The organism is Methylomonas defluvii (assembly GCF_033949435.1).
Lineage (GTDB): Bacteria > Pseudomonadota > Gammaproteobacteria > Methylococcales > Methylomonadaceae > Methylomonas > Methylomonas defluvii.
In genome coordinates, this window is sequence record NZ_JAXARY010000007.1 from 132,974 (window position 1) to 158,372 (window position 25,399).

Below are 25,399 nucleotides of genomic sequence, written 5' to 3' on the forward strand. Positions count from 1 at the left end.
CAAGCCTGTGCGAACCAAGTGCCGTTAAGTTAAGCCGTTCGTGGAGAGCTTACCTCGTTCCCACGCTCCGCGTGGGAACGCATAAAGGCTTGCCACCGCCACAGCACGCCGGCTATCCGAGGCGCTACTCTTCGGTATTCCGAGAGGCCGAGGCCTACTAGCGCTAGACTCTTTAGCAAAGCCCAGCGCTAGTAGGGGTTCCCACGGCGGACCGTGGGAACCAGGGTTTACCTAGCTAATGATTAGTTAGGGTTTTGAGCGGCGATGTTCTCATCAATCATACGGCCTTCGGTGTCAACAACGGCCAGTAAGCGGGCTTTGTTGAATACTTCACTGTCAGCAAAGCTGGCATCTTCATTGGTATCTTGAGCGACGTGGAATAATGCGATGTAGCGCGCGTAACTGGTCGCCGGATTAATGGCTTGGCTGACGAAGGTCGGCGCAGTGGAGATTGCCACAGACGAGTTGCTGGTGCTGTGCGCGGCGTCGTGACCAAAGCCCAAAGCAATCACCAAGTTGCATTGATCGTCTTCCAGGGTGTCGTTGATGGTGTTTTGGCGCAGAGCATCAGTAGCAGTTATCGTAGAAGCATCCAACTTGGTCGTTGGCATACCGCCTGGCAACGTACATGCTGTGGGAGTGCCACCGACATCGCCATAAGTAGGCAGGATCGCTACGTTGGAGATAGCCGTCCAATCATCTTCCGATACGCCAACGCCTCCAACTGCACCTTCGTTATGCTGCAAGTTAGGTTCGATAGTGCCAGTCGCAGCAACTTGAGTACGTTGTTGCAGTTCGGTAATGCCGACTGATTCCAATGCAGTCACCACGGCAGCGCGGAATGTACTTGGGGAAGCAGGCAAAGCCCAATTGGCAAATTTGGATGCAGTCACAGTGGCCAAAAATGCCGGCGCCGCACCAGCACTAGCGCCCGAACCAACAACCAAGTTATCCCATTGGTCAGGATATTTTTGAGTAACCGCACGATAGTTACGGATAGCACCGTCAGCGGTTGAGGTGCTGTTGGAAGCCGCTGTAGCTTGGGCACTGTCGCCAATCCCTTCATACGCCACCAACGCCGCAGTCGCCAACGTAGCGATCAGCGTGATAACTACCAGCAGTTCCAGTAAGGTGAAACCCGCTTGTCTGTGTTGCAGTCTTTTCAGTTGTTTGCCTTTCATACTGTTTTCTCAAATCTAAATGCCGCAACTGCCTCACGCAGCCTGTTGGTCATCTTATTTTTTGGTTTTTTGATGTGACCCCATCACACTCGTTTAGTTATGCGCGTCCGTGCGCGGATTAGTCCTGAATTCTCTATATTCCTCGCGCCCACTGGGCAGAAGATGGGGGATTATTTAAAAAATTTCCCCCGGCCCCTCTTTGCTAAAGAGGGGAATTGATAAGGCTAAAGCGGCCTTATTCCAATCTCCCGCCTTCCACTCGGACCGTGCGAACCGCAAGCATCAAGCTTGGCCCGGTAAGCTGCTATCCACCACAAAGCGGTATTGTTTGCCGCAGTGCAGAATCACTTCTTTTTGCTGACGCTTGAGAATTTTGACCTCGACGCGGATTTCGCCGAAGCCGTCGTGCTGCAATACTTCATCAAGCAATTCCATGAGCTTGCTTTTGACGGGTTGGGCTTGCATGTGCTTATGGTTTCTCATCATCTCTATTTCTCCCTCATTCAATTCAAGCGTGTTCATTGCGCCGGCAAGGCCAGTTTGTAACCGCTATGGCGGGCCTGATTCAGCCAGTAATCGGCTTTTTCCTGTTGTTCCAGATTGGGACTGGTGGCGTGCACCCGGTACAGCATGTATTGCGCATGCGCATGGCCCTGGCGGGCGGCGGATTCAAACCAACGGGCCGCCAGTGTCATGTCCTGCGGGCCGCCAAGCCCCAGGTAATACAGTTCACCCAGCAGGGCCTGGCTGTTGGCGTCGCCAGTACCGGCGGCGCGATGGCACCAATCGAAGGCCTGGGCAAAATTGATCTTGCGCAATTTGTCGCCGTAGCGATAGGCGTAGCAATTTTCGGTGGCAATATCTGCCGGGGTATCCAGACCCATGTGGTTGGGCTGGCAGGCGGCGCAGGCCAACAGGAACAGGCTCAGCAAACTCCGGACATAGAATTGCTTCGGTAACGGGAATCCGCGCCGAGTTTTTAAATTGTTGCGGCTCATTGATCCGACTCCCGCAGCCGCGGCGGTGCGCAAAACTCGCCGCAAACCGGTTCGTCGGGATTTTCCGGTTTAGGCACCGGCTTGGCTTGCATGGCGGTATCCGGCGCGTAGCGGTGGTATTTGTCTGTGGGATCGTATTCTTGGTGGCTGTCGTTGCCTTGGTTCAGTACATAGGGCGTAATCAACAGCACCATTTCCGATTTGCTGTCGGCATCGACGGTCTGCCTGAACACCTGGCCAAGCACCGGGATGTCGGCCAGATAAGGCACTTTGCGGCGGTTGCGGGAAAAGCTGTCGCGAATCAAACCGCCCACCGCGACGGTATAACCGTGCCTAGCGAAGATTTCGCCTTGCATGCGGGCAGTGGTAATGGTGTCTATCGGTAAATCCAGCACCTTGTCATTATTGTTGCTGGTAATGGGTATCGTGGCTGCACCTTCGTTGAGGGTGGAATTCTCCTGATTCATTTGAATATGAATACTGCCGTCGGCATTAATATGCGGAACGATTTCCAAGGTGGTGCCGATATCGAGCAGTTCGGTTTCCGGGCTGGAGAACGTGGTAGCCGTATTGGTGTTTTGAACGTTGCTGACCGCATAACCGCGCACCATGACCCGTTCTTCACCCACAAACAAGGTGGCGGGGCGATGGTTGGACGCGACCAGCATCGGATTGGAGACGACGTTAACCCGGTTGTTTTTTTCCAGAAACTCGATGTTGGCTTTGACTTTATCGCTGACAAATTCATAGACAAAGCTACCACCGCCGGTCAAAGCGGCTGCACCGCCCATAACAAGCGGGTTAACGCTATCGCCTTGGGCTTTAGTATTTTTGATTTCGAAGTTAAAAAGTGAGGAGAAATCTTCGCCGACCTTGACGTCGATGATCTTCATTTCCAACATAACCTGAGTCTGGGGGATATCCATTTGCTGAACCAGATCGGCAATCGATTTGAGGATGTTTTGATCGCTGGTTTTAACGATTAACTGGTTATGCTCGTTATTGACGGTAACGGACACCACTTTATCGGCACCCGAGACTTCAGATAGTTTTTCCGTGTCGATGCGCTTGTCGTCGCCGGAACTTGAGGACAATTGCTCCAACTGATCAACGCTTAAATTGTCCGGCACCCGATCCTGGAAAGTGAGGTTGCCCCCCATCCCACTGGACTGGCCGTTACGACCGTCGCGGTAGCCGTAGGCGCGATTGGTGCCATAGGCGTTGCTGCCGCGCACGCCGCCAGAGCCCAGAAAGCCGCCGCCGTAGCCGCCTCCGGCGCCACCATAACCATAGCCTCCCATACTCATTCCGCCCATACCGAAGCCACCCATCCCACCCATGCCGCCGCCGAAGCTATTCGAACCAGACATCCCGCCAATTCGGCCACGATTTGCCGCACCGCCAAAGCCCATGTTGCCGCCCATCATTGGGTTGTAGCTGACACGTACCCGCTGCCCATAGAGGTTTTGAATAGCCATGGCTATGGCATAGACATTTGGAGTGCGAAGTTGGAACACTTTTATGTTGTCGTCCTGGCCCAACATTAAATCCTTCGAGTACTGCTCCTTAGTCATGAGCCGATAGGCACCTGTTTCGCCATCATCACGCCGGTACCAAAGATCGCTGATGCGGCAAATCGTGCGGATGGCGTCTTCCAAGCTGACTTTTTTTAAAAAAATCGTCACATTCTTTTTGCCGGCTTCCGGGGTAGCAACGATGTTGACATTGGCATCTTCGGACAGGACGCGGATGATGTCGGAGACCTGGGAGTTTTTGAACTCCAGTTCCTGAATTTCGAAAGACTTAGCGGCAGCAAGCACGGTAAAGCCTGCCGACAGCAGCATGAGCATGCATAACACCCTGATGTGCTTTGGTTTGACGATTTTCAATTACACCCTCAGTAACTTGATAATTCATGTTTTGCACTTATCGAAAACTTTGGCGTGCCCGAACGCATTAGCCCCAAGCCGCTTGTCGTTTGCGTATCAGCAGGCTGTTTAAAATTTGAATATAAAGATGCTTCCGCCACGCTGGAAAAACCGTTGATCAAGCTGTCCTTAGCCGAGCCCAAACCGCATGGATAAGTCGAAGCGTGCCCTCCATGGTTCCGGCTACCCGCACTTGTGCCCTGTGGGTATCCTGACGGGAAAGACGGTTTTTTGGGTCTGACAGAAGCATCTTTATATTCAAATCGCCATAGCACAAAATGGCGCGCATTGTATGTTGGCGAATTCCCAGTTGTCGTTAGGAGGAAATCCCGAAATGTTTGCCAATAATTCCGGGCGTTAAGATTTTGGGCGGAATAATTTGCCGAAGTACTTAAGGACATCAAGCACCTGGCATTTTTGGTTTAAGGATTTAATGGGAAATAAGGTCCGGCAATTCTGAGTGCGCCGAATTGCGAAGTTACTCTCCCCTCTTTGAAAAAGAGGGGCTGGGGGAGATTTTTTAAATAGATCCTAAGATTAGGACGCTAAACGGGAGCAGAAAATGTTAGCTGCCGATGTCGGCAGATTCGCTACCACCAACGAACAGGCGGTAGGCTGGATTACCGGTCTCATCCCGATAGGCAAGTCCTAAAACCGACAAACATTGTTCAAAACGCCCGCGTTGCTCACCGTCAATCTGCAAGCCTATCAACACTTTACCGAAGGCGGCGCCATGATTGCGGTAATGAAACAAACTGATATTCCACTGGCTACCCAGCGACAACAAAAACTTCAGCAGCGCGCCGGGACGCTCGGGAAACTGGATGCTGTAGACGCTCTCCTTCAACTCGAATGGCGCATGCCCTCCAACCATATAACGGATATGATCCTTGGCCAGTTCGTTGCCGGTCATATCGGTGACCGAAAAACCGTCTACGGTCAATTGCTCGATCAGATGCTGGCGGTCATTTTCCGCGCCGCTGCTGCTGATCCCTACAAACACTTGCGCCATGCGCGCGTCGAAATAGCGATAATTGAACTCGGTGATGCTGCGCTTGCCGATGACTTTGCAAAATCGCAAAAAACTGCCCGGCACTTCCGGTATTTCGACGGCCAGCAGAATTTCTCTATGCTCGCCTACCAACGTGCGCTCGGCGACATAGCGCAAGCGGTCGAAATTGATATTGGCACCGCTGTCGATGGCAATCAGGGTGTGTTGTTGTAGATGGTGTTGTTCGGCGTATTTTTTCAAACCCGCCACCGCCAGGGCGCCGGCCGGCTCGGCGACCGAGCGGGTATCGTCAAAGATGTCTTTAATCGCCGCGCAAATCTCGTCGGTACTGACGGTGATGACCTGATCGACGTGCTCACGGGCGATGCGGAACGGTTCCTCGCCAACCTGCTTGACGGCCACGCCGTCGGCAAACAAACCGACCTGCTCCAATATCACCCGCTGGCCGGCTTTTAAAGCTTGATTCAAACAATCGGCGTCGTCGGGCTCCACTGCAATGACTTTAATATCCGGGCGCACGAATTTGACGTAAGCGGCGATACCGGCCACCAGTCCGCCACCGCCGACCGGAACGAATATCGCGTGAATATCGCCGTTGTGTTGGCGCAGAATTTCCATGCCTACTGTTCCCTGCCCGGCTATCACTTCCGGGTCGTCGTAAGGATGGATAAACGTCATGCCTTTTTCCGCGACCAATTCCATGGCATGGGCATAAGCATCGTCGTAGGAGTCGCCGTGCAGCACGATTTTCGCGCCGCGTGCCTTTACTGATTTGATCTTGATTTCCGGCGTGGTTTTCGGCATCACGATCAGGGCTTTGATGCCCAGTTTTTTGGCCGCCAAGGCCACACCTTGCGCATGATTGCCGGCCGACGCGGCGATGACGCCGTGCGCGGTTTGTTCCGGTGTCAGGGAGGCGATTTTGTTATAGGCACCGCGCAATTTAAACGAGAATACCGGCTGTAAATCTTCGCGTTTCAGATACACCTTGTTGTTGATTTTCTCCGACAGCGTAGCGGCAAAATCCAATGGGGTTTCCTCGGCAACGTCGTAGACTTTTGCCCGCAATATCTTTTCTATGTATGTCTGCATTATTGTCCTCGGCAACTGCTGGCGCAGTTGCCGTCCATGCGTGGGTTCCGGGGTTGTTTAGGCGAGGCTGCCTGGCGCCGGTTCGGCGTAAAAACTGCTGAGAGATCAGCGTCAATCGGTTATTATCCCACACAATGACGGGTTAAACGCCGTGTCAGATTTATAAGAGTAATCCATCAGGACCATCACCATGACTCAAGACGAATTAAAAAAACAAGTCGCTCAGGCTGCCCTGCACTATTTGAAAAACGTACCCATCATCGGCATGGGAACCGGCTCCACCGTCACCCATTTAATTAATCTGTTGGCCGACTGCGATTTCAAAAGAGACATCGAAGGCGCGGTATCCAGCTCGGCGAAAACCACTGAACATTTGCAATCCATCGGTATTCGCGTCATCGACCTCAATCAATCCGGCGATCTGGACATTTACGTAGACGGCGCGGACGAAGTCACGCCGCATAAAAAAATGTTGAAAGGCGGCGGCGGCGCGTTGACCCGCGAGAAAATCATCGCCGGCGCCAGCAAAAAATTTGTCTGCATCGTTGACGAAAGCAAGTGCGTGGACGTGATGGGCAAATTTCCGTTACCGGTTGAAGTGCTGCCGTTATCGCGCAGCTTCGTGGCTCGCCAATTGGCTAAATTGGGCGGCCAACCTGAATTACGCATGAACAAAGATACCGGCGCCAGCTACATCACCGACAACGGTTGCGAGATTCTGGACGTGCATAATTTGAGCATCCTGGACCCTATCGAGTTGGAAAAAACCATCAACAATATCCCCGGCGTGATCACCAACGGTCTGTTTGCGATCCGCGACGCGGATGTCGTATTGGTCGGTAAAGGCAGCGAAGTCATTACTTACTAAACAGCGTTACCCGTTATTGCGATAGGTTGTCCGGCGCGACGACCTCAGTCGCCGAAAAGCCGGCAGCGCCTTACCCATAAAGCCTTGCCGGCTTTTCCCCATTAAATTTCTGGCTGCCCCAGCCTTAGAACTCTACAATATCCGCCCATCGCAGCCGCCGGCTGCTCTGCTTTTGCAACATTTCTCAGAGTATTTTAGGAACTACCATGTCTGACATTGAAATTGCCCAACAGGCAAGCATGCGCCCAATTATTGATTTGGCCGGCGAAAAATTCGGCATCCCCGCCGAACATCTGGACCCTTACGGTCATTACAAAGCCAAGATTTCCCTGGAATATGTCAACAGCCTGACCGATAAAACCGACGGCAAGCTGATTTTAGTCACCGCGATCAGCCCCACCCCGGCCGGCGAAGGTAAAACTACCACCACGGTAGGTTTGGGCGATGCCTTAAACCGCTTGGGCAAGAAAACCATTATCTGCCTACGCGAACCTTCGCTTGGTCCTTGCTTCGGTGTAAAAGGCGGCGCGGCCGGCGGCGGTTATGCGCAAGTGGTGCCGATGGAGGACATCAATCTGCATTTTACCGGCGACTTTCACGCCATCGGCGTGGCGCACAATTTATTGTCGGCGTTGATCGACAACCATATCAATCACGGCAACAAACTGGACATCGACCCGCGCCGCATCCAATGGAAACGGGTGATCGATATGAACGACCGGGCGTTGCGCAAAATCACCATCGGCCAAGGCGGGCCGGCGAACGGCTATTTGCGCGAGGACGGCTTCGACATCGTCGTCGCATCGGAAGTGATGGCGATTCTGTGTCTGGCCACCAGCCGCGCAGATTTGAAGGAGCGTTTGGGCCGCATCGTCATCGGCTACAAATCCGACAAAGTCACGCCGGTTTACGCAAGCGACCTGAAAGCGCATGGCGCGATGGCGGCGATCTTAAAAGACGCGATCAAACCCAACCTGGTGCAAACCCTGGAAAACAATCTGGCGATTATTCATGGTGGCCCGTTTGCCAACATCGCCCACGGTTGCAACACCGTCACCGCCACCAAAACCGCGTTGAAGCTGGCCGATTATGCGGTCACCGAAGCCGGCTTTGGTGCCGACTTGGGCGCGGAAAAATTTCTGGACATCAAATGCCGGATGTCGGGTTTAAAGCCCTCGGCGGTGGTATTGGTCGCCACGGTACGCGCTTTGAAATTCCACGGCGGCGTGGCTAAAGACGATTTGAACCAGGAAAACCTGGCGGCACTGGAACAAGGTTTTGCCAATCTGGAGCGCCATCTGCATAACATTACCCAGCATTACGGCCTGCCCTGCGTGGTCAGTATCAATCATTTCACCTTCGACACCGACGCCGAAATTGCCTTGTTGCAGCAGAAATGCGAAGCGTTGGGCGTGAAATGCGTAGTCGCCAAGCACTGGGCCCACGGAGGTGCCGGCGCGGAACAGCTGGCTCAGGAGATACTGAACATCGTCGATCATCGCGAACCCGGCTTTAGCTACGTTTACGACAGCGAACTGCCGCTGTGGAATAAGATCGAAGCCATCGCCACCAAGCTATACGGCGCGGCAAACATCAGCGCCAGCCCGAAAATTCGCGCCGAGTTGAAGGCGCTGCAAGCCAACTACGGTCATTTCCCGGTCTGCATGGCGAAAACCCAAATGTCGTTTTCCACCAACCCCAATGCCAAGGGCGCGCCGTCCGACCATACGGTGGAAATCAATGAAGTACGTCTGGCTAACGGCGCCGGCTTCATCGTGGCGATTGCCGGTGACATGATGACGATGCCCGGCTTACCCAAAGTACCGGCCGCCGAGCGTATCGATATTAGCGACGACGGCGTGATCAGCGGTTTGTTCTAAATATCGCTAGGCAAATTGGGTCGATTGTTCGAATTTTTTGCAATGCAATCGGCCCGTTTCCTTCAACCTTACACGTAGCAGGTATAAGCACCCTGGACTATGCTTGAGCATATGAATAGTCGCCGGGAGTGGACATGCTTGACCTGAAAACCGTTAAATTCAGCCACAAAATAGCGGCCCTATCGCTGATACCCTTAGCAGGCTTACTGCTAATGGCCTCCTTCGTGGTCTACACCCATATTGTGGAGATGCAGTCAGCGGCAAAGATTATCTCCTTAGCCAACTTTTCCGTGTACGCCAGCGATCTGGTGCATGAATTACAAAAAGAACGCGGCTTGTCGGTCGGGCATTTGGGTAGTGGCGGCCAGAAATTTAAACAAGAACTGGAGCAACAACGCTTAGCCACCGACGAAAAACTGAAACAACTGAATGCTTTTCTCAAAGCATTCGACACCAAAGCCGCCGCCACCAATCTGGCGGCTGGTTTGGCTGCGGTAGACCGGCAAATCGACCAACTCGACGAGACTCGCCAGTCGGTCACCGCTTTAAGCGCCAGCGGCGAAGTTACCATCAATTACTATTCCAATCTAAATGCCGCCTATCTGGCCATCATCGCCCAGTTGCCGCAATTGAGCACCAATGTAGAAATCAATCACAAGCTGGATGCCTATGCCAATTTTCTGAAAGGCAAGGAGCAAGCGGGCGTGGAGCGGGCCGTGTTGGCGAACACTTTTGCCAAGGACGCTTTTGGCCCCGGCATGTATGAAAAACTGGTGACCCTGATCGCTTTTCAGAATACTTATCTGGATATTTTCGCCTCTGTCGCCCCCCAGCAGTACCTGGATTTTTTACAACACACGTTGCGCGGACAGTTTATTGACGAAACGGCGGCGATGCGCAGCAAAGCTCTGAGCAATGCCGATAAAGGCGGTTTTGGGGTAGACCCGGCCCACTGGTTTGCCATGCAAACCGGCAAGATCAATCTGTTGAAAGACGTGGAAAACTATATCGCCAAAGACACCATAGACTCGTCCAAGGCGATTGAAAACAGCGCCAGTCGCCGATTGTTGTTCAACGGCGTGTTTATTATTGTGGTAGCGGGGTTGTCTTTTTCGCTATTTTGGATACTGCGTAAGGACATAGCCGCTCAGTTGGGCGGAGAACCGTGGCAGGTCAATAATCTGGCGGTCAATATCGCCGCCGGGAAACTGGAACGGCGCGGCATGCCGCAAGCGGAGCAACATGTCGGCATTTTTGCCGCAATGTTGACCATGCAAAAACGTCTGGCCGATGTAATCGGCACTATCGGCAGCTGTTCGGCGCAAATCGCTCAAGCCTCTACTGAAGTCAATAATGCCGCGCAAACACTCAGTCAAAGCAGCTGCGAACAAGCGGCCAGTATCGAACAAACCAGCGCCGCACTGGAACAATTGACCGGGTCGGTGGAACACAACCACGAGAATGCCCAGACTACGGAACAAATTGCCCTTACCGCCGCCGAATCGGCGCAAAGCGGTGAACAGGCGATCAGAGACACCGTGGAAGCGATGAACAAAATCGCCGAGAAAATCGGCTTAATCGAAGCGATTGCCTACCAAACCAACTTGCTGTCATTAAACGCTTCGATAGTCGCCGCCAAAGCGGGCGAACACGGTGCCGGCTTCTCGGTCGTAGCAACCGAGGTGCGGAAGTTGGCAACCCGCAGCCAGGATACCGCCAACGAAATCGGCGAACTCGCCAATACCGGCCTGGACATCGCTGAAAACGCCGGCCGTATCTTCAGCCAAATGCTGCCCAGCATTCAAAAAACCGCTACGCTGGTACAGGAAATAGCCATCGCATCTGACGAACAGGCTGCCGGCGTCCGGCAAATCAGTCAAGCGGTAGGACAGTTGGATACGGCCATTCAGCATAACGCGGCAGCTTCTGAGCAATTGGCCGCCACTGCTGAAGAATTAAACGATCAAAGCCAAACGCTCATGCGGGAAGTTGGCTTTTTTAAGATGCACTAACAGACAAAAGATAACGGAAATAACATGAACGAATTCGTTTGGGAAAATCAATATCTGCTCGGAAACGAAGCCGTTGACCAACAGCACAGAGAGATTTTCGATCTGGCAAACCAATTGGTGAGCTCGAAAGATACGCAAGCGCTAGCCGAAAATATTATGTTGCTTTATCAACACGTTAGAGAGCACTTTCAAGCTGAAGAAGCCTTTATGAAACAGCACGACTATCCGGAATATCAACATCATGTGCAGACGCATAATGTGATGCTGGAGAAACTGATCGCGTTTAGTGCTGGAATCCATCAGCAAAAACGACAGGAAATAGACGTGTCCGGCTTCATGCGCGACTGGATTACTCATATGGCAGAGGAAGATGCTGCCATTAATACTTATTTAAAAACCCAGAAATAGCGGAAGAACACCTAACAGGATAGCAACGAGTGCTGCTACCTAGCCGTGAAGAAGGCAAGCTGCTGGGAGAATGCCGGAAAATTCTTCCAGCATAGCTCCCAGATCAAAACCTAGTCCGCATTTGCGAGCAGATGGTCTTGAGATTGCGCCAAGTCGTTTAGTAACGATAGCTCGTCCAACGACAGTACCCGGCTAATCGCCAAAAGTATAATAAATACGTCGTCGACACGGGCCATGGCTTGAATAAAATCGGTACGAATATCGGTACCGAAATCCGGAGCCGGCTGGATATTGGCGGGCGGAATTTCCAAAATCTCCCGGACTTCGTCCACCAACATGCCGATCAGTTGCGAACCCTCGCCCGTTTCAACCGCCACCAACACAATGCAACTGCGCTTGCTGACTTCCGAGCAATGCCGGCTTAATCGTGCCGATAAATCGATTACCGGCACCACGCTGCCGCGCAAATTGATCACGCCGTGAATATAGTCCGGCGTCAACGGCACCCGGGTCACGTTGGCAATTTCGATAATTTCCTTCACATCCAGAATGCTGACGGCAAAACTTTCTGTCCCCACTAAAAAAGTCAGGTATTGGCCTACCTGCTCCTGAACCGCCACTGCCTGGCCGGTTTCTCTCCGAATCAGATTACTCATGGTCTGTTCTCCAGAGATTAAAAGCGCTCAAAGTCTTTGTCGTTAAAATTAATCGACCCATCCGCTAAAGCCGGAGCCGCAGGCTTAGCAGCATAGCTGGGACTTACCGGACCTCTATTTGGGCGAGGTGCAGGCGGAGTCGATCTGTAATTTTGCGCTCTTTTGTCCTCCTCCAATTTAAAGAAGGCCACGGCGTGCTGCAGTTGGGTCGCTTGGCCATTTAATTCTTCTGAGGTCGCTGCTAATTCTTCTGAACTGGCGGCGTTTTGCTGGGTAGCCTTATCCAATTGGCGCATGGCTTCGTTGATCTGATTGATGCCACTGGATTGTTCGATCGACGCGGCATTAATTTCTTGAACCAAATCGGCGGTTTTAGCGATATTAGGCACCACTGCGCTGATCAAACCACCGGCTTTCTCAGCTATCGCCACGCTATTAGTGGCCAATTCATTGATCTCTTCGGCGGTGACCCGACTACTTTCCGCCAACTTACGCACTTCTGCCGCTACCACCGCAAAACCTTTTCCGTGCTCACCGGCGGACGCGGCCTCGATGGCGGCGTTTAACGATAGCAGGTTTGTTTTGTAAGCAATGTCTTCGATTAAACCAATTTTTTTGGCGATGTGTTTCATGGCCGTTACCGTTTCGTTCACGGCATTACCGCCATCGCGGGCTTCGCTGGCAGATTTGGTGGCCATTTGTTCGGTGATGTGGGCATTTTCGGTATTTTGTTGTACCGACGAATTAAGTTGTTCAATCGACGAAGTCGTTTCTTCCACGCTTGCTGCTTGCTCGGTGGCCATTTGACTCATCGATTGCGCCGTGGCACTAACTTGCTGCGATGCGCTCAACAAGGCCTCTGAATTGGAACGCACTTCCTGCACCACTCTGACCAAATGCCCGCGCATATCTTTCAAGGCGTTGGCAACCACGCCGATTTCGTCTTCACGATTGATATTAATGGCGGTACTAAATTCTCCTTGCGCCAGTGCGTCCACTACCCGTTGCAGTTCATTCAAGGGCAGAATAATGCCACGAGTAATTACCCAGCCCAGAATCCCCGTGAATATCAAGATCGATGCACTGATCACATTCACTATAAAGGTTGCGCTTTCCTTTTCAGCCGCCGCTTCGTCAGCAGACTTTTTGCCCTCTTCAATGACATATTCTTGGAAACTATCGATTTTGCTGTTGAACTCCTCAGCGATTGGCGCACCCGCTGTCAGCGCCGCTCGACTATCGGCATCATTATTTTTTCGAGAGACCTCGATAATTTTATCGATAGACAACCCATACTCCTTATAGGTTTTTGTCATTTCCTCGAACAACTTGCGGTCTTTGCCCTCGTCGACCGTTTTTTCCACCAGTGCAAACGCCTTCTCAATACCATCCTGCGCATCCTTGATCGTTGCTTCGACTTTTGCCTTTTCAGCAATATCCTCGGTCAATACATGCCGATAGACCCGAACCCGCAAACGTCCCAGTCGCTGGCCGGCATCACCGAGGGCCGAGAGCGCCGGTACGGTCTTCAAATTTGCAAAATTTGTTTTTTCATAGACACTGGTCATACTGCGTTGGCCTATCCAGGCGACAGCCGCCAAACCAATAATGGCCACCACGACCAGTAAAATCATTTTTCTTACCACGGTCATTTTCATTTTCTTATTCCTTATAAATTAAAGCCGGAACAGAGTGCCTTCAAGTAACGGGGAATTCTCCCGACAAAAGTGCAGCCTTTCACTGGCAAAAATAGAATCTACGGTCTTAAAGGGGACAGTTCACTGTTCATACATTGGCACTTTTCGGTGCTTAAAACTGGTTGCCGAGTCAATCAGACCCTGCACATCTAAAATTAAAGCTACATTACCGTCGCCCAACACCGTAGCGCCGGTAATACCTTTAAGTTTTTCGAAAACCCTGCCCAAAGGCTTGATGACAGTTTGATGCTCGCCATGCAATTCATCGACAACAAACCCGGCTTTGCTTTGCCCGAATTTGACCACCACCACGCTCTCGCGCTTCCTAGTGGTGTCATGGGAACCGTTCCGAAAGTAATCCGCTAAACGCAAATACGGTAAAACCTGGCCGCGTAAATTAATGTAATGCTGTAATTCATCAATCTCGCATTCGTTGGCGTTCATCTCGATGCATTCGTCCACCATACTCAACGGGATGATGTAGCGGTCCTGACCGGTGCCGACCATAAAACCATCGATAATTGCCAGGGTCAGCGGTAAGCGTATGGAAATGGTGGTGCCCTCGCCTTCTACGCTGTCTATCTCGACGGAGCCGCGTAAGGCTTCGATATTTTTTTTCACCACATCCATGCCGACACCGCGCCCGGATAAATTGGTGGCTTGATCCTTGGTGCTAAGTCCGGCGGCGAATATCAGATTGTGAATGTCTTGTTGGGACAAATCGTGATCGGGTTTAATCAGGCCGTTGGCCAATGCTTTGTTAAGTATTTTTTCGCTATTCAAACCGGCGCCGTCATCAGCAATTTGAATGACGATATGCCCGGATTCGTGATAGGCGTTGAGTTGCACGGTACCTTGTGCCGGTTTGCCGGCAGCAAGCCTCTGCGCGGGACTTTCGATGGCGTGATCCAAGGCGTTGCGGATCAAGTGGGTCAATGGATCGTTGATTTTTTCGACAACCGTTTTATCCAGTTCTGTTTCACCACCACTGATATAAAGTTCGATGTCTTTATTCAACTCCTTGCTGACATCGCGTACGACACGCTTAAACCGGGAAAAGGTTTCGCCGATTTGTACCATGCGCAATTCCAAAGCCGTATCGCGGATACTACTGACCAAGGCATTCATGCTGGCGACCACATCGCCGGCATCGCTGAGGCCATGCTTCTCGACGATCAAATTCATCGCCGCACTGGAAATCACCAACTCGCCGACCAAATTGATCAAATGGCCCAGTTTGGTAGCATCGACCCGGATGTAATTGGCTTCGCTTGCCAGTTTTTGTTTGGTCTGTTCCTGTTTTTTCAGCGCTTGATCGACTAATGGCTGCTGTACGACATGTTGCTCGACCAGTATCTCTCCCAAGGGTTTGCCGGGGACGATAACCTGTTCGGAATCAATATTGGCCTGCTGACGTTGCAAAGCATGGTTGACATCATTTTGAGTCAGCGCCCCAACCTGCACCAACATATCGCCCAAGCGGCTGACATGATTGTCATCCTGGGCATTCAACAGATTTAGATATTCCTCCAGCTTGGAATTAGGCGGCAAAATTTTGATATCGCAATCGTCCGAGGCAAAATCAAATACCGCCTCTATCGTCTGTTTATTCGCATCACTCTGAAAAGCAATTTTGAAATGCAAATAGCAGCTTTCCGGGTCCATGTCGTCACCGACCGGCATTTCCGGGGCTACAGTAAGAATCTGTTTAATCTCACCCAAGGTGCGCAGATAGCGAATAAACGACAAGGGGTCCATGCCGTTTCTGAAGGCATCTTTCTGAAACTCTAGAGAAATTAGCCAGTTATCGTCCACCGATATTTCACCGCCGCCTTCAATTTCCAGCTGGACGCTATCGTCGCTTTGCTGCATGTCGGTCGTTTGCCGGCCGGTCAATTGCCGAATCAAACGCTCTCCGTCCGCCGCCAAGCTTGCCGGTAACTCGGCGTCTTTCTGTGTCAAACAATGTTCGATCAATTTAGCCGTGTGATCCTTGCTGTCCAACAAGACAGAAATCAATTCCGCGTCGATGCCGCGTTCGCCGTTACGCACTTTATCCAGGACCGACTCCGCTTCATGGGTAAAGCCGACAATGGCGTTAAAACCAAACAATCCGGAAGAGCCTTTGATGGTATGCATGGCCCTGAATAAACTGTTGATGGTTTCGCTATCGTCCGGTTTACTCTCCAGAGACAACAAAGCGTCTTCCATATCAGTTAACAACTCTTCAGCCTCTTGGGCGAAAACCGTTAAGGCCGCATCTAATTCGCTCATGATGTTTTCCAATCTGCGGAGATTACGATAGGGTCGCCGAAATGCTTACTCAGGTTGAGCAGTTCCAGCACTTCAACGACCGCCTCGCTATGCTGAATAAGACTAAAGCGGATATCGCGGCTGACGGCTTCCTGCTTCAGAAACATCAGCAGTTGCACACCGGCGCTATCGATTTCAGTGACATCGGCAAGATCGATTTGCACGTCTTTAGCCGAGCTTAGATACGGGGATAGTGCTTGTTTGTGTTCCAGCACCGAGTAGATGGTCAATTCACCCTGAATGGCTAGATGGGTGACACCCTTTTTTTGTTGTTTTAGGTGGATAGCCAAGGTTTTCTCCCCTTGTGCAATGGAGTTGTTTTTAAGGCAACACCAATTTGGACACCGCGTCGAGTAAAGTGGGGGCTTGAAAGGGTTTGGTCAGCCAGGCTTTCGCGCCTGCCGCCTTGCCAGCCTGTTTTTTATCGTCGGCAGCTTCGGTAGTCAGCATCATCATCGGAGTGAATTTGTAAGCCGGGAGTTTTTTGGCTTCCGTCACAAAGGTTATGCCATCCATATTCGGCATATTCACATCGGTAATGATCAAATTGATTTTTTGTCCGGTTAATTTACTCAGTGCATCCCTGCCGTCGCAGGCCTCAATCACATCGTAGCCGGCGCCCTTAAGGGCAATGCCGACAACCTGTCGAATGGATGCCGAGTCATCAACAATCATGATGGTTTTAGCCATTAGTCAATCCTTCATCAAATTTAGAAAAATGTAATCTCATCGTTGGCGGAAGTGCTTTGGTGACTGACCGCCGCACTTGAAGAGTGATTCAACAACTCTTCCGGCATCGTATAACTAAGCTCCATTCTCGACAATGTGGCGCCGACATCCAAGCTATTTGCTTGGCGCTCGCCGCTGCTGCGCGTGGCATCTACCGCAGTTTGCAGGCTGTTTAGATTATGTTCGACATGCGACAGCATTTGGCTGACCCGATCCTGAAACTGGAACGCCGTCAACACCGAGAAAATCTCGTCGCGAATTTGCGCGCTGTTGCCGCGTAACTGATCCGCATCGTTTCTGAACATATCCAAAGCCACCCGCAAATCGTCCAGAGCGGTGCGGATGGCGTGTTCGGCATCGCGGATCGCTTTGTCATCGGAAGAGCCGGATGCCTCGGACATTTTCAACGTCGAGGCCATGGCTTTGTTGATATCGGCAATGGCGTGGCTGATTTTTTCCCCGGTGGAAGACGAAAATCCGGCCAGTTTACGGACTTCGTCGGCAACAACCGCAAAACCCCGGCCATTTTCGCCTGCCCGGGCGGCTTCGATAGCCGCATTCAGCGCCAGTAAATTGATTTGTTCAGCGACCTTGCGCACTTCCTGCGCCATCGTGTCCAGTTGACCGGTATGTGCGGACAATTTACGAACCTCGTCGACTACCGCATGCTCAACGTCCTGGATTTCACTTAAAACTTTTAACACCGCCGTCAAAGCATCCCGGGTTTCGCCGAATAACACATCCACGCTACGACCTTGACGATTCTGCGCACCGCCGGAAATCAGTCTCTCCAATTGATTAACCATAGCGGCGAAACGGCTGGTCAGGACGGTGATTTCCTGTTCGGTATGCGTTCTGGATGTTTGTACTTGTCTGAGCAAAATGGGCACTACTTGCAGAAACAACCGCTCCAGCTCAATGGCGTATGCTTCAAGCTCTTGCAGTTTTAAATCTTCGTCGCCACGCCAGGCGTTATTAGCTTCATTCAGCGCGGTTTGCTGTTTATTGTACAAAGTAGACCCAATCAGGACGCCGGCAAAACCAAGCCCGGCAGTAGCTCCCAAGCTGATCAAACTGAAACCGGTTTGCACGCAAGCCAACAATCCACCTGTCACACCCAACCCCACCGTTAACAGATAAAAACCAAGTGGACCGGGGCTCTTGGCTACAGGATAAGGTTTTCGAAGCATGGGAATTCCGTCTGGGTTTTGGGTATGTTAAAGATAGTAGAGAGTTTTAAATTTGCATTCAACCCACTACCATCTTAGGTTTTTCGTTAATGTTAAGTTCTCAGCACTTCCTGTAATTATTTACTGACATAATTACGTCGCATATCCTTACTAACGGAGACGGTTTTATTACTATTGCCCCGATCACAACCGAAGAATTCGAACGCTTCAGACGTTTGATTTACGACCATGCCGGCATCGCTCTGACGCCGGAAAAGAAAGTCATGGTAGCCAGCCGGCTGGCCAAAAGGCTCGATTATTACCAGCTAGAACATTACGGGGAATACTACCAACTGGCTGTCAGTCCCGATTACCCCCATGAATTTCAAACGCTGGTCAACATTCTGACCACCAATGAAACGTATTTTTTTCGGGAGCCAAAGCACTTCGAATTTTTTCAACAGCACATTCTTAAGACCTGGCGCGGCGAGCATTTTAGGGTTTGGAGCGCGGCTAGTTCGACAGGAGAAGAAGCCTATACTCTGGCAATGGTATTAGCGGAGAACCTAGGCACGCGCAATTGGGAGATTTTCGGCTCCGATTTGAGCACGCGAGTGCTGGAAGTTGCCCGTCATGGCGTCTATCCACTGGATAGGCTGGACCATATGGACAAACGCCTATTGGAAAAATATTGTTTACGCGGCGTGCGCAGCCAGGAAGGTTTTTTTCGTGTGGACAACAAACTACGCAGCCGCGTCAAATTTGATCAGGTTAATTTGATGAGTTCACTGCCGCATACATTGGGGAGGTTCGACGTAATTTTTCTGCGTAATGTTCTAATCTATTTTGACCAAGACACCAAAAAGCAGGTCGTCGAACGACTGATTACCGCGCTAAAGCCTGGCGGACATTTCATCATCAGTCATTCGGAAAGCCTGCACCGGGTCACCGAACAGTTACAAATGCTGAAGCCTTCTATCTACCGGAAACCATGAAAATCCTGCCCTTCCGAGATACCCAGCGTATCGTCATCGATCCGGGCGAATTCTATGCCTCCCGCCAGCCGGAAGTCATTTCAACACTATTGGGCTCGTGCGTGGCTGCCTGCCTATATGACCCAATCAATCGGGTATTTGGCATGAATCATTTTTTGCTGGCTTATCGTTCCTACTCCAAAAACATGCCTATCATCGAATCCGAAGAGGGCCGTTACGGCATTTATGCGATGGAATTGCTGATCAACGAAATGATGAAACTGGGTGCCAACCGGCTCAATCTACAAGCCAAATGCTTCGGCGGCGGCAACGTATTAAAACTGCGAGAGGACAAAAACCGCAAGGAAACCGTGGGCGACGTGAATGTTTTATTCATCAAAGAGTTTTTAAAAAAAGAAAACATTCCTATGCTTAGTGCCTGTCTAGGCGGCAATATCGGCAGAAACGTCCATTTCGTCGGTACTGATTATTCGGTGTTTATCAAAAAAATCGACCACAATCAGCAACTGTCTCTTGAAAATGAAGAGCGCCGCTACTGGAAGAAAAATATCGACGAACATGAAAAATCCAGAAGCAGTGCCGAATTCTGGTAAATCATCCAAGACCATTAACAGGCAACACTATGACAGACACAAAAGTATTTATTGTCGACGACTCCGCCGTGGTCCGGCAGGTATTAACCGGATTGCTCGATAGCCTGCCTGGCGTCAAAGTGATCGGTGCCGCGCCGGATCCCATCTTTGCCCTGACCCGCATGGAAAAAGACTGGCCGGATGTCATCATCCTGGACATCGAAATGCCACGCATGGACGGCATCACCTTCCTGAAGAAGCTAATGCACGAACATCCCACGCCGGTCGTGATCTGTTCGACGCTCACGGCAAAAGGCGCGGAAGTGACGATGCAGGCCATGAGTGCCGGTGCCGTCGACATCATCACCAAACCGACCGTCAACCTGAAGGGCTTTTTGCAAGATTCGAAAACCCTGCTGGCGGATGCGATTAAAGGTGCTGCGCATGCCAGACTAAAAAAATCGGCTATCCCAAGCGGCAAACCTCTGGATGGCAGCCCGAAATTAACCGCCGATGCCGTCATTTCCCCGACCAGCCTGATCTCGATGACGGAAACCACCGATCGCGTCGTCGCCATTGGCACATCAACCGGCGGCACCCAGGCTCTGGAATACGTATTGACGCGATTACCCCGTACCACGCCGGGAATCGTCATTGTGCAGCACATGCCGGAGGCATTTACCGCCGCATTTGCCAAACGGCTGGACAGCCTGTGCCAAATTACAGTTAAAGAGGCCGAGCAAAACGACCGGGTCATTCCCGGCCTGGCTTTGATCGCGCCCGGCGGCAAACACATGCTGTTGCGCCGCAGCGGCGCCCAATACCGGGTGGAAATCAAGGATGGCCCCTTGGTAAGCCGCCATCGGCCATCGGTGGATGTGTTGTTCCGCTCGGCCGCGCAAGCTGCCGGCAAAAACGTACTGGGCATAATCATGACCGGCATGGGCGACGACGGCGCCCATGGAATGAAAGAATTACACGATACCGGCGCACTTTGCGTGGCCCAAGACGAAGCCAGTTGCGTGGTCTACGGCATGCCCAAGGAAGCAGTAAAACTGGGCGGCACCGACGGCGAATTGCCTTTATCAGCTATCCCGAATTTGATCATGCAATCGCCGAATCGGGCAAAATTCTTGAAAGGTTAAAGGCCGGTTTTATCTACAAGCGGCGACAGCGGTAACCGTAATAGGCGATATATAAATAACAGAGTAAAGGGATGAAAAAAGCCTGCTGAATGCCAATACGATCCGCAAACGCCCCTTGCAGCAAAGGTAAAATAGCCCCACCGACGATGGCGGCGCAGAGTATGCCGGAGCCTTGGCCGGTATGCCTGCCCAAGCCGGTCAAAGCCAGCGAAAAGATGGTGGGAAACATGATGGAATTGCACAAACCTACCGCCAGGATGGTAACCATAGCCAGTATGCCGCTGCCCAACATCGTCGCCAACACCAAACCAGCCGCCGCCAAAGCGTTAAAGGCCAACACTTTGCCGGGATGGATTTTCTGCATCACCGCCGACCCAATAAACCGGCCGACCATCGCCCCGCCCCAGTAAAACGACACGTATTTGCCGGCCTCCTGCTCAGCCAAACCGGCTATATGCGGCTCGCCCAGAAAATTAACCAGAAAGCTGCCAATCGACACTTCACCGCCGACGTAAACAAAAATCGCCACCGCACCCAACAACAGATGCGAATAGTGCCAGGCGCTGCCATCCACTGCATTTGGGCCGGTTGCCTCGGCTTGCTGGTTAATCTTAGGCAACTTCAACATCGCAAACACTGCCGCCATGAAAAACAAGACTGCCGCGAGACATAAATACGGATTCTGCACCGCCGCCGCTTCCGCGGCCTGATACGCAGACAATTGCTCGGCGTCGAGCAGCTTTATTTCCTCGGCGCTTTTCACCGCATTCGACAAAATAAACAATGCGCCAAAATACGGCGCCAGCGTGGTACCCAAGGAGTTAAACGCCTGCGTCAAGGTTAAACGACTGGACGCAGTGTGCGGATCGCCCAGCACAGTCACGTAAGGGTTGGCAGAAACCTGTAGCAAGGTAATCCCGGACGCCAATACAAAAAACGCCGCCAAAAATAAGGGATAGGAATGCAAGCCAGCCGCCGGATAAAACAGCAAACAGCCGCCACCGGCAATCGCCAAGCCGACGATGATGCCGCCCTTGTAATCGATTTTTTCCACCAGATAGCCGCTGGGCACCGACATCAGAAAGTAAGCGGTAAAGAAACAAAACTGGATCAGCATCGCCTGGGTGTAACTCAGCGTAAACACCGCCTTCAAATGCGGGATCAGGATGTCGTTAAGACAGGTGATAAATCCCCAAATAAAAAACAGCGAAGTCAGAATAGCTAATGAGCGCGTATATGACTGTCTATCAAGGTTTTGTTGATCCTGCATGAGTGAATCCCGCATATTGATTTAGGGTTTGAGGACCTGAAAACGTGCGGTCTCGTTACCGACCATCACCTCAAACTCGCCCGGCTCGACGATGCGCCGCATATCCACGCCAATAAAAGACATATCCTGCGGCGTTAAGCTAAATTGCAAGGTCTGCTCCGCGCCAGGTTTTAACTCAACTTTTTTAAACGCCTTTAGCTGTTTTAGTGGCCGCGAAACCGAAGCGGCGACATCGTGCAGGTAAACCATCACGGTCTCCTTGCCGGTCAGCGTGCCGGTATTTTTCACCTTAACCGTCAGGTCGATATTCTCGCCCATGACAATATTGTCTTTGCTCAGACGTAGGCCGCTGGTCTGGAAGGTGGTGTAACTCAAACCGTGACCAAATGGATACAAAGGCCGATACTGATTGCTCTCAAAAGCCTCTATCGGCTTGTGATCGTACATCACAATATCGTTAACATCGCGCGGATAGGAAATCGGCAACTTGCCGCTGGGGTTGGTGTCGCCGAACAGAATATCGGCCATCGCTGCCCCGCCTTCCATGCCCGGCAAAAAGCCCAACACCACCGCCTGCGCCTTGTTGGCCACTTCGGTAATGATGCGCGGCCGGCCGCCGAACGTGACTAAAACCACGGGCTTGCCGATTTCGAAGATCGCTCTGGCCAGTTGCAACTGTACCGGGTCCAAATGCAGGGATTCGATATTGCCTTCGGTTTCGGTATAGGTTTTTTCGCCCAGCGCCAAAATCACCACATCGTGTTGCCGGGCTTGCGTTACCGCCTGCTCGATATTGATTTCATCGCTGAAATTTTTGCCGCCCACGTACGTCACTTTGCCAGTGGTTTTCTGCTGAATGGCTTGTAACAAAGTGGGCTTGTCTTTGGGATACAAATGTTCGGTAGCGCCCTGCCAGGTGATGGTCCAGCCACCGTTCATCACGCTCAACAAGTTCGCGGTCGGCCCGGTGACCAGAATACTGGCCTGCTTGTTCAAAGGCAGAATATGCTGCTCGTTTTTCGCCAAAATTATGGCTTCCCGCGCCGCTTGCCGATTCGCGGTAACCGCGTCTTCGGTCAGAAAATTGCCTTCCACCGCCAACGCCGGTTCGTGCCTGTCAAACAAACCGCTTTGATATTTCACCCGCAAAATACGCGACACCGCCTCGTCGATACGACTCATCGGCACTTCGCCGGTTTTGGCTAAATCCAGCAACAAGTCGTAAAACGAATAATCGAACGGCACCATGCTCATATCGATGCCGGCCATCACTGCCATCTTGACCGCTTCGCGCGGCGAGGCCGCCAGCTTGTCGCGGGTGTATAAACGGCTGATGTCCGCCCAATCGGAGACGGTGAAGCCCTTAAAGCCCATTTCGCCGCGCAAAATCGTATTCAGATAATGATGGTTGACGTGACCGGGAATGCCGTCCACTTCGGCGGAATTGACCATCACCGTCGGCGATCCGGCTTTCACACCCGCTTCGAAGCTCGGCAGAAAATATTCGCGCAAAGCTCGTTCGCCTATCCAGGCCGGGGTGCGGTCCTTGCCGTTCAAGGGATAGCTGTAGCCGACGTAATGTTTCAAGCAAGTTGGCGCCTTGTCGGCGTCCGCAAAGTCGTCGCCGTGATGACCATGGATGTAGGCACTGCCCATGGTCACCGCCAAATGTACGTCCTCACCATAAGTTTCCCACAAGCGCGGCCACAACGGTTGCCGGCCGATGTCCATCACCGGCATGAAATTCCAATCCAAACCCGACGCCTTGACTTCCCGCGCGGTCACTTCGCCTTCCTTGAAAGCTAAATCCGGATTAAACGTCGCCGCCATGCTGATGGCTTGCGGAAACAGCACTGCGTTTTCGGTGTAAGTTGCACCATGAATCGCGTCGATACCGTACAGCACCGGAATTTTCAGCCGGCTTTTTGCCGCCACGTCGCGTATCGCTTGGGTCATCCGCCGCCATTTTTCGATGGGCTGAGTTTGGTTGTTCGGTGTGGTGGGCGTGTTGAGTATTGAACCGATATGCCGGTTCAAGATTGCGTCTTCCAGTTTGGCCTGATCGATAGGATTATCGGCTACCTCGCCATTCAAGACCGAAACCACGCTAAAGTCGATCTGCGTCATCTGTCCGACTTTTTCTTCCAGGCTCATTTGCGCCAGCAAGGCCTGAACCTGCATTTCAACATTGTCGTTTGTTTCTTCTGCACTCACGCCGGACTCCAAAGCCACGAATAGGGAAAGAATTAAGAAAGCTAATTTTGTTTTCAAGAGATTAACTTAAGGTTTGATTGATGCCCGCTCAATCGTTTTATCTACCTGCCGGCCTCACGGCAAAAATCCGATCAACGATAGCAAGGCATTCGTAGTTATCTGTAAAAATCGGCACATCATAGCCGGCGATAATTCGCTCATGTCAGCGGCAAGTGCCCATAAGAGACCCGGAATAGTTTATCCAGACCTGAAGATGCTGTCTCATATTTTAAGAGCAGCGGCGGCATAGAGACTGGCTTGGTGTTTTTCGTGGCAACTGCCACACCGGATGAACCATTCTCAGGATTGTCATTCCGGAAATAATTTAACCCGCGCATTCTCCAAAATCGCGGTCACGGCCGGATGCTTGAGTTTGCGGCGCATGGTGATGGCGTAAAAACGTTCATGCACCGACTCGATACGGCCGATGGCTTCCACGCCGTATTGGCTTTGGATTTCGGCTTCGACATTACTCGGTGCGACAAACAAACCCACGCCACCACTGCCAAAGGTTTTGATCAACGCGCTGTCTTCAATTTCGGCCTGGATAGCCGGGCTGATGCTTTCGGCGTCGAACCATTGATCCAGCGAGCGCCGCAACGAAGTATTGGCGGTGGGCAGCAGGAACGGTGCGCCACTCAAGCAGCGCGGGAAATTTTGCCTATAGGTCGCGGCCAAAGCCGGCGCGCCGAACACGGTAACCCCGCATTCGCCCAGCAGATGGTTAAACGCTTTGGCGCCACTGGTTGGTGTCAGCGGCGCATCGGACAAGACTATATCCATCCCTTGCATGACCATCTCACTCAAAAGCCGCTCGGTTTTGTCCTCGTAACACAGAATCTGCACCGACTCCGGTAAGCGAAAAGCCGGCGCCAGCAAGCGGTAAACCACCATTTTCGGTAACGCATCCGCCACGCCCACCACCAGACGCAGAGCCCTGCCGGTCGGTCGGCCTTTTAAGGTGTTACTTAACTCTCGGCCCAGCGAAAAGATTTCTTCCGCGTAATTAAATACCACCCGCCCGGTGTCGGTGAGCACCAGTTTACGGCCCTGTTTATAAAAAAGTTTTTCGCCGATTTGCTGTTCCAACACCGCTAATTGGCCGCTGATGGTCGGTTGCGCCAAATGCAGTTTCTCGCAAGCGCGAGTGATGCTTTCTTCACGCGCGACATTCCAGAAATAAAACAAATGTTGGTAGTTGATACGTTCCATAGCGCTCAA

The 25,399-nt window shown here is 51.9% G+C and carries 21 protein-coding genes; 7 read left to right on the forward strand and 14 right to left on the reverse strand.

Annotated elements, in window-relative coordinates; genetic code table 11:
- Positions 1–242: 242 nt before the first annotated feature.
- The 5 genes from QLH52_RS09570 to ilvA form a co-directional block, all read right to left on the reverse strand.
- Complete coding sequence (locus QLH52_RS09570) at positions 243–1,181, reverse strand: type II secretion system protein (RefSeq protein ID WP_319961388.1); 939 nt, start codon at positions 1,179–1,181, stop codon at positions 243–245.
- 282 nt (positions 1,182–1,463) lie between these two features.
- On the reverse strand, positions 1,464–1,667 hold the full coding sequence (locus tag QLH52_RS09575; RefSeq protein WP_201799028.1) for a hypothetical protein: 204 nt from the start codon (positions 1,665–1,667) through the stop codon (positions 1,464–1,466).
- Positions 1,668–1,699: 32 nt separating this feature from the next.
- On the reverse strand, positions 1,700–2,179 hold the full coding sequence (locus QLH52_RS09580) for a tetratricopeptide repeat protein (RefSeq protein WP_319961389.1): 480 nt from the start codon (positions 2,177–2,179) through the stop codon (positions 1,700–1,702).
- Complete coding sequence (locus QLH52_RS09585; protein WP_319961390.1) at positions 2,176–4,068, reverse strand: hypothetical protein; 1,893 nt, start codon at positions 4,066–4,068, stop codon at positions 2,176–2,178. Before QLH52_RS09585 ends, QLH52_RS09580 begins: the two co-directional genes overlap by 4 nt.
- A gap of 604 nt (positions 4,069–4,672) precedes the next feature.
- Complete coding sequence (ilvA, locus tag QLH52_RS09590; RefSeq protein WP_319961391.1) at positions 4,673–6,211, reverse strand: threonine ammonia-lyase, biosynthetic; 1,539 nt, start codon at positions 6,209–6,211, stop codon at positions 4,673–4,675.
- Positions 6,212–6,401: 190 nt separating this feature from the next.
- On the opposite strand from ilvA, the gene rpiA reads away from it, so the two are divergent.
- The 4 genes from rpiA (at position 6,402) to QLH52_RS09610 (ending at position 11,379) form a co-directional block, all read left to right on the forward strand.
- The gene (rpiA, locus tag QLH52_RS09595; RefSeq protein WP_192395538.1) at positions 6,402–7,079 is read left to right on the forward strand and encodes a ribose-5-phosphate isomerase RpiA; all 678 of its coding nucleotides are present in this window, start codon (positions 6,402–6,404) and stop codon (positions 7,077–7,079) included.
- A 206-nt stretch (positions 7,080–7,285) separates the two neighbouring features.
- Positions 7,286–8,959, forward strand: a complete 1,674-nt coding sequence (locus QLH52_RS09600; protein WP_171694890.1) for a formate--tetrahydrofolate ligase — start codon at positions 7,286–7,288, stop codon at positions 8,957–8,959.
- A 134-nt stretch (positions 8,960–9,093) separates the two neighbouring features.
- The gene (locus QLH52_RS09605; protein ID WP_319961392.1) at positions 9,094–10,971 is read left to right on the forward strand and encodes a methyl-accepting chemotaxis protein; all 1,878 of its coding nucleotides are present in this window, start codon (positions 9,094–9,096) and stop codon (positions 10,969–10,971) included.
- 24 nt (positions 10,972–10,995) lie between these two features.
- Complete coding sequence (locus QLH52_RS09610) at positions 10,996–11,379, forward strand: bacteriohemerythrin (RefSeq protein ID WP_033156654.1); 384 nt, start codon at positions 10,996–10,998, stop codon at positions 11,377–11,379.
- 110 nt (positions 11,380–11,489) lie between these two features.
- Here QLH52_RS09610 and QLH52_RS09615 read toward each other — a convergent pair whose 3' ends face one another.
- From QLH52_RS09615 to QLH52_RS09640, 6 genes are all read right to left on the reverse strand, one after another.
- Positions 11,490–12,035, reverse strand: coding sequence for a chemotaxis protein CheW (locus tag QLH52_RS09615; RefSeq protein ID WP_319961393.1), 546 nt, complete (start codon positions 12,033–12,035; stop codon positions 11,490–11,492).
- A 17-nt stretch (positions 12,036–12,052) separates the two neighbouring features.
- Entirely contained in the window at positions 12,053–13,693 is a 1,641-nt protein-coding gene (locus QLH52_RS09620; RefSeq protein WP_033156656.1) for a methyl-accepting chemotaxis protein, read from the reverse strand.
- A gap of 120 nt (positions 13,694–13,813) precedes the next feature.
- Positions 13,814–16,006 carry a chemotaxis protein CheA gene (locus QLH52_RS09625; RefSeq protein ID WP_319961394.1) on the reverse strand — a complete coding sequence of 731 codons (2,193 nt, stop codon included), beginning with the start codon at positions 16,004–16,006 and terminating at the stop codon, positions 13,814–13,816.
- Positions 16,003–16,335 carry an STAS domain-containing protein gene (locus QLH52_RS09630; RefSeq protein ID WP_033156658.1) on the reverse strand — a complete coding sequence of 111 codons (333 nt, stop codon included), beginning with the start codon at positions 16,333–16,335 and terminating at the stop codon, positions 16,003–16,005. Before QLH52_RS09630 ends, QLH52_RS09625 begins: the two co-directional genes overlap by 4 nt.
- Positions 16,336–16,366: 31 nt before the next feature.
- A complete protein-coding gene (locus QLH52_RS09635; RefSeq protein ID WP_033156659.1) occupies positions 16,367–16,735 on the reverse strand; it encodes a response regulator in 369 nt (122 codons plus the stop codon).
- Between the two features lie 20 nt (positions 16,736–16,755).
- The gene (locus tag QLH52_RS09640; protein ID WP_033156660.1) at positions 16,756–17,964 is read right to left on the reverse strand and encodes a methyl-accepting chemotaxis protein; all 1,209 of its coding nucleotides are present in this window, start codon (positions 17,962–17,964) and stop codon (positions 16,756–16,758) included.
- A 182-nt stretch (positions 17,965–18,146) separates the two neighbouring features.
- Between QLH52_RS09640 and QLH52_RS09645 the strand changes: the two genes are divergently transcribed.
- Genes QLH52_RS09645 through QLH52_RS09655 form a run of 3 tightly spaced genes read left to right on the forward strand, consistent with a single transcriptional unit; the run spans position 18,147 to position 20,655 of the window.
- On the forward strand, positions 18,147–18,938 hold the full coding sequence (locus QLH52_RS09645; RefSeq protein WP_319961424.1) for a CheR family methyltransferase: 792 nt from the start codon (positions 18,147–18,149) through the stop codon (positions 18,936–18,938).
- On the forward strand, positions 18,935–19,531 hold the full coding sequence (locus tag QLH52_RS09650) for a chemotaxis protein CheD (RefSeq protein WP_033156662.1): 597 nt from the start codon (positions 18,935–18,937) through the stop codon (positions 19,529–19,531). The genes QLH52_RS09645 and QLH52_RS09650 overlap by 4 nt, the downstream gene beginning before the upstream one ends.
- Positions 19,532–19,560: 29 nt before the next feature.
- Entirely contained in the window at positions 19,561–20,655 is a 1,095-nt protein-coding gene (locus tag QLH52_RS09655) for a protein-glutamate methylesterase/protein-glutamine glutaminase (RefSeq protein WP_033156663.1), read from the forward strand.
- Between the two features lie 13 nt (positions 20,656–20,668).
- On the opposite strand, the gene fucP is transcribed toward QLH52_RS09655, so the two are convergent.
- The 3 genes from fucP to nhaR form a co-directional block, all read right to left on the reverse strand.
- Entirely contained in the window at positions 20,669–21,925 is a 1,257-nt protein-coding gene (gene fucP / locus QLH52_RS09660) for an L-fucose:H+ symporter permease (protein ID WP_319961395.1), read from the reverse strand.
- A gap of 21 nt (positions 21,926–21,946) precedes the next feature.
- On the reverse strand, positions 21,947–24,139 hold the full coding sequence (locus QLH52_RS09665; protein ID WP_319961396.1) for a glycoside hydrolase family 3 N-terminal domain-containing protein: 2,193 nt from the start codon (positions 24,137–24,139) through the stop codon (positions 21,947–21,949).
- 348 nt (positions 24,140–24,487) lie between these two features.
- On the reverse strand, positions 24,488–25,390 hold the full coding sequence (nhaR, locus tag QLH52_RS09670; RefSeq protein ID WP_319961397.1) for a transcriptional activator NhaR: 903 nt from the start codon (positions 25,388–25,390) through the stop codon (positions 24,488–24,490).
- Between the last annotated feature and the right edge of the window lie 9 nt (positions 25,391–25,399).

What these genes read in the sequence shown, in the direction of transcription:
- QLH52_RS09650 (WP_033156662.1), top strand. Translation starts at nt 18,935, where the DNA reads ATGAAAATCCTGCCCTTCCGAGATACCCAGCGTATCGTCATCGATCCG.
- QLH52_RS09640 (WP_033156660.1), bottom strand. Translation starts at nt 17,964, where the DNA reads ATGCTTCGAAAACCTTATCCTGTAGCCAAGAGCCCCGGTCCACTTGGT.
- QLH52_RS09610 (WP_033156654.1), top strand. Translation starts at nt 10,996, where the DNA reads ATGAACGAATTCGTTTGGGAAAATCAATATCTGCTCGGAAACGAAGCC.
- QLH52_RS09615 (WP_319961393.1), bottom strand. Translation starts at nt 12,035, where the DNA reads ATGAGTAATCTGATTCGGAGAGAAACCGGCCAGGCAGTGGCGGTTCAG.
- QLH52_RS09635 (WP_033156659.1), bottom strand. Translation starts at nt 16,735, where the DNA reads ATGGCTAAAACCATCATGATTGTTGATGACTCGGCATCCATTCGACAG.
- QLH52_RS09605 (WP_319961392.1), top strand. Translation starts at nt 9,094, where the DNA reads ATGCTTGACCTGAAAACCGTTAAATTCAGCCACAAAATAGCGGCCCTA.
- rpiA (WP_192395538.1), top strand. Translation starts at nt 6,402, where the DNA reads ATGACTCAAGACGAATTAAAAAAACAAGTCGCTCAGGCTGCCCTGCAC.
- QLH52_RS09655 (WP_033156663.1), top strand. Translation starts at nt 19,561, where the DNA reads ATGACAGACACAAAAGTATTTATTGTCGACGACTCCGCCGTGGTCCGG.
- QLH52_RS09600 (WP_171694890.1), top strand. Translation starts at nt 7,286, where the DNA reads ATGTCTGACATTGAAATTGCCCAACAGGCAAGCATGCGCCCAATTATT.
- nhaR (WP_319961397.1), bottom strand. Translation starts at nt 25,390, where the DNA reads ATGGAACGTATCAACTACCAACATTTGTTTTATTTCTGGAATGTCGCG.
- ilvA (WP_319961391.1), bottom strand. Translation starts at nt 6,211, where the DNA reads ATGCAGACATACATAGAAAAGATATTGCGGGCAAAAGTCTACGACGTT.
- QLH52_RS09570 (WP_319961388.1), bottom strand. Translation starts at nt 1,181, where the DNA reads ATGAAAGGCAAACAACTGAAAAGACTGCAACACAGACAAGCGGGTTTC.
- QLH52_RS09580 (WP_319961389.1), bottom strand. Translation starts at nt 2,179, where the DNA reads ATGAGCCGCAACAATTTAAAAACTCGGCGCGGATTCCCGTTACCGAAG.
- QLH52_RS09575 (WP_201799028.1), bottom strand. Translation starts at nt 1,667, where the DNA reads ATGATGAGAAACCATAAGCACATGCAAGCCCAACCCGTCAAAAGCAAG.
- QLH52_RS09625 (WP_319961394.1), bottom strand. Translation starts at nt 16,006, where the DNA reads ATGAGCGAATTAGATGCGGCCTTAACGGTTTTCGCCCAAGAGGCTGAA.
- QLH52_RS09620 (WP_033156656.1), bottom strand. Translation starts at nt 13,693, where the DNA reads ATGAAAATGACCGTGGTAAGAAAAATGATTTTACTGGTCGTGGTGGCC.
- fucP (WP_319961395.1), bottom strand. Translation starts at nt 21,925, where the DNA reads ATGCAGGATCAACAAAACCTTGATAGACAGTCATATACGCGCTCATTA.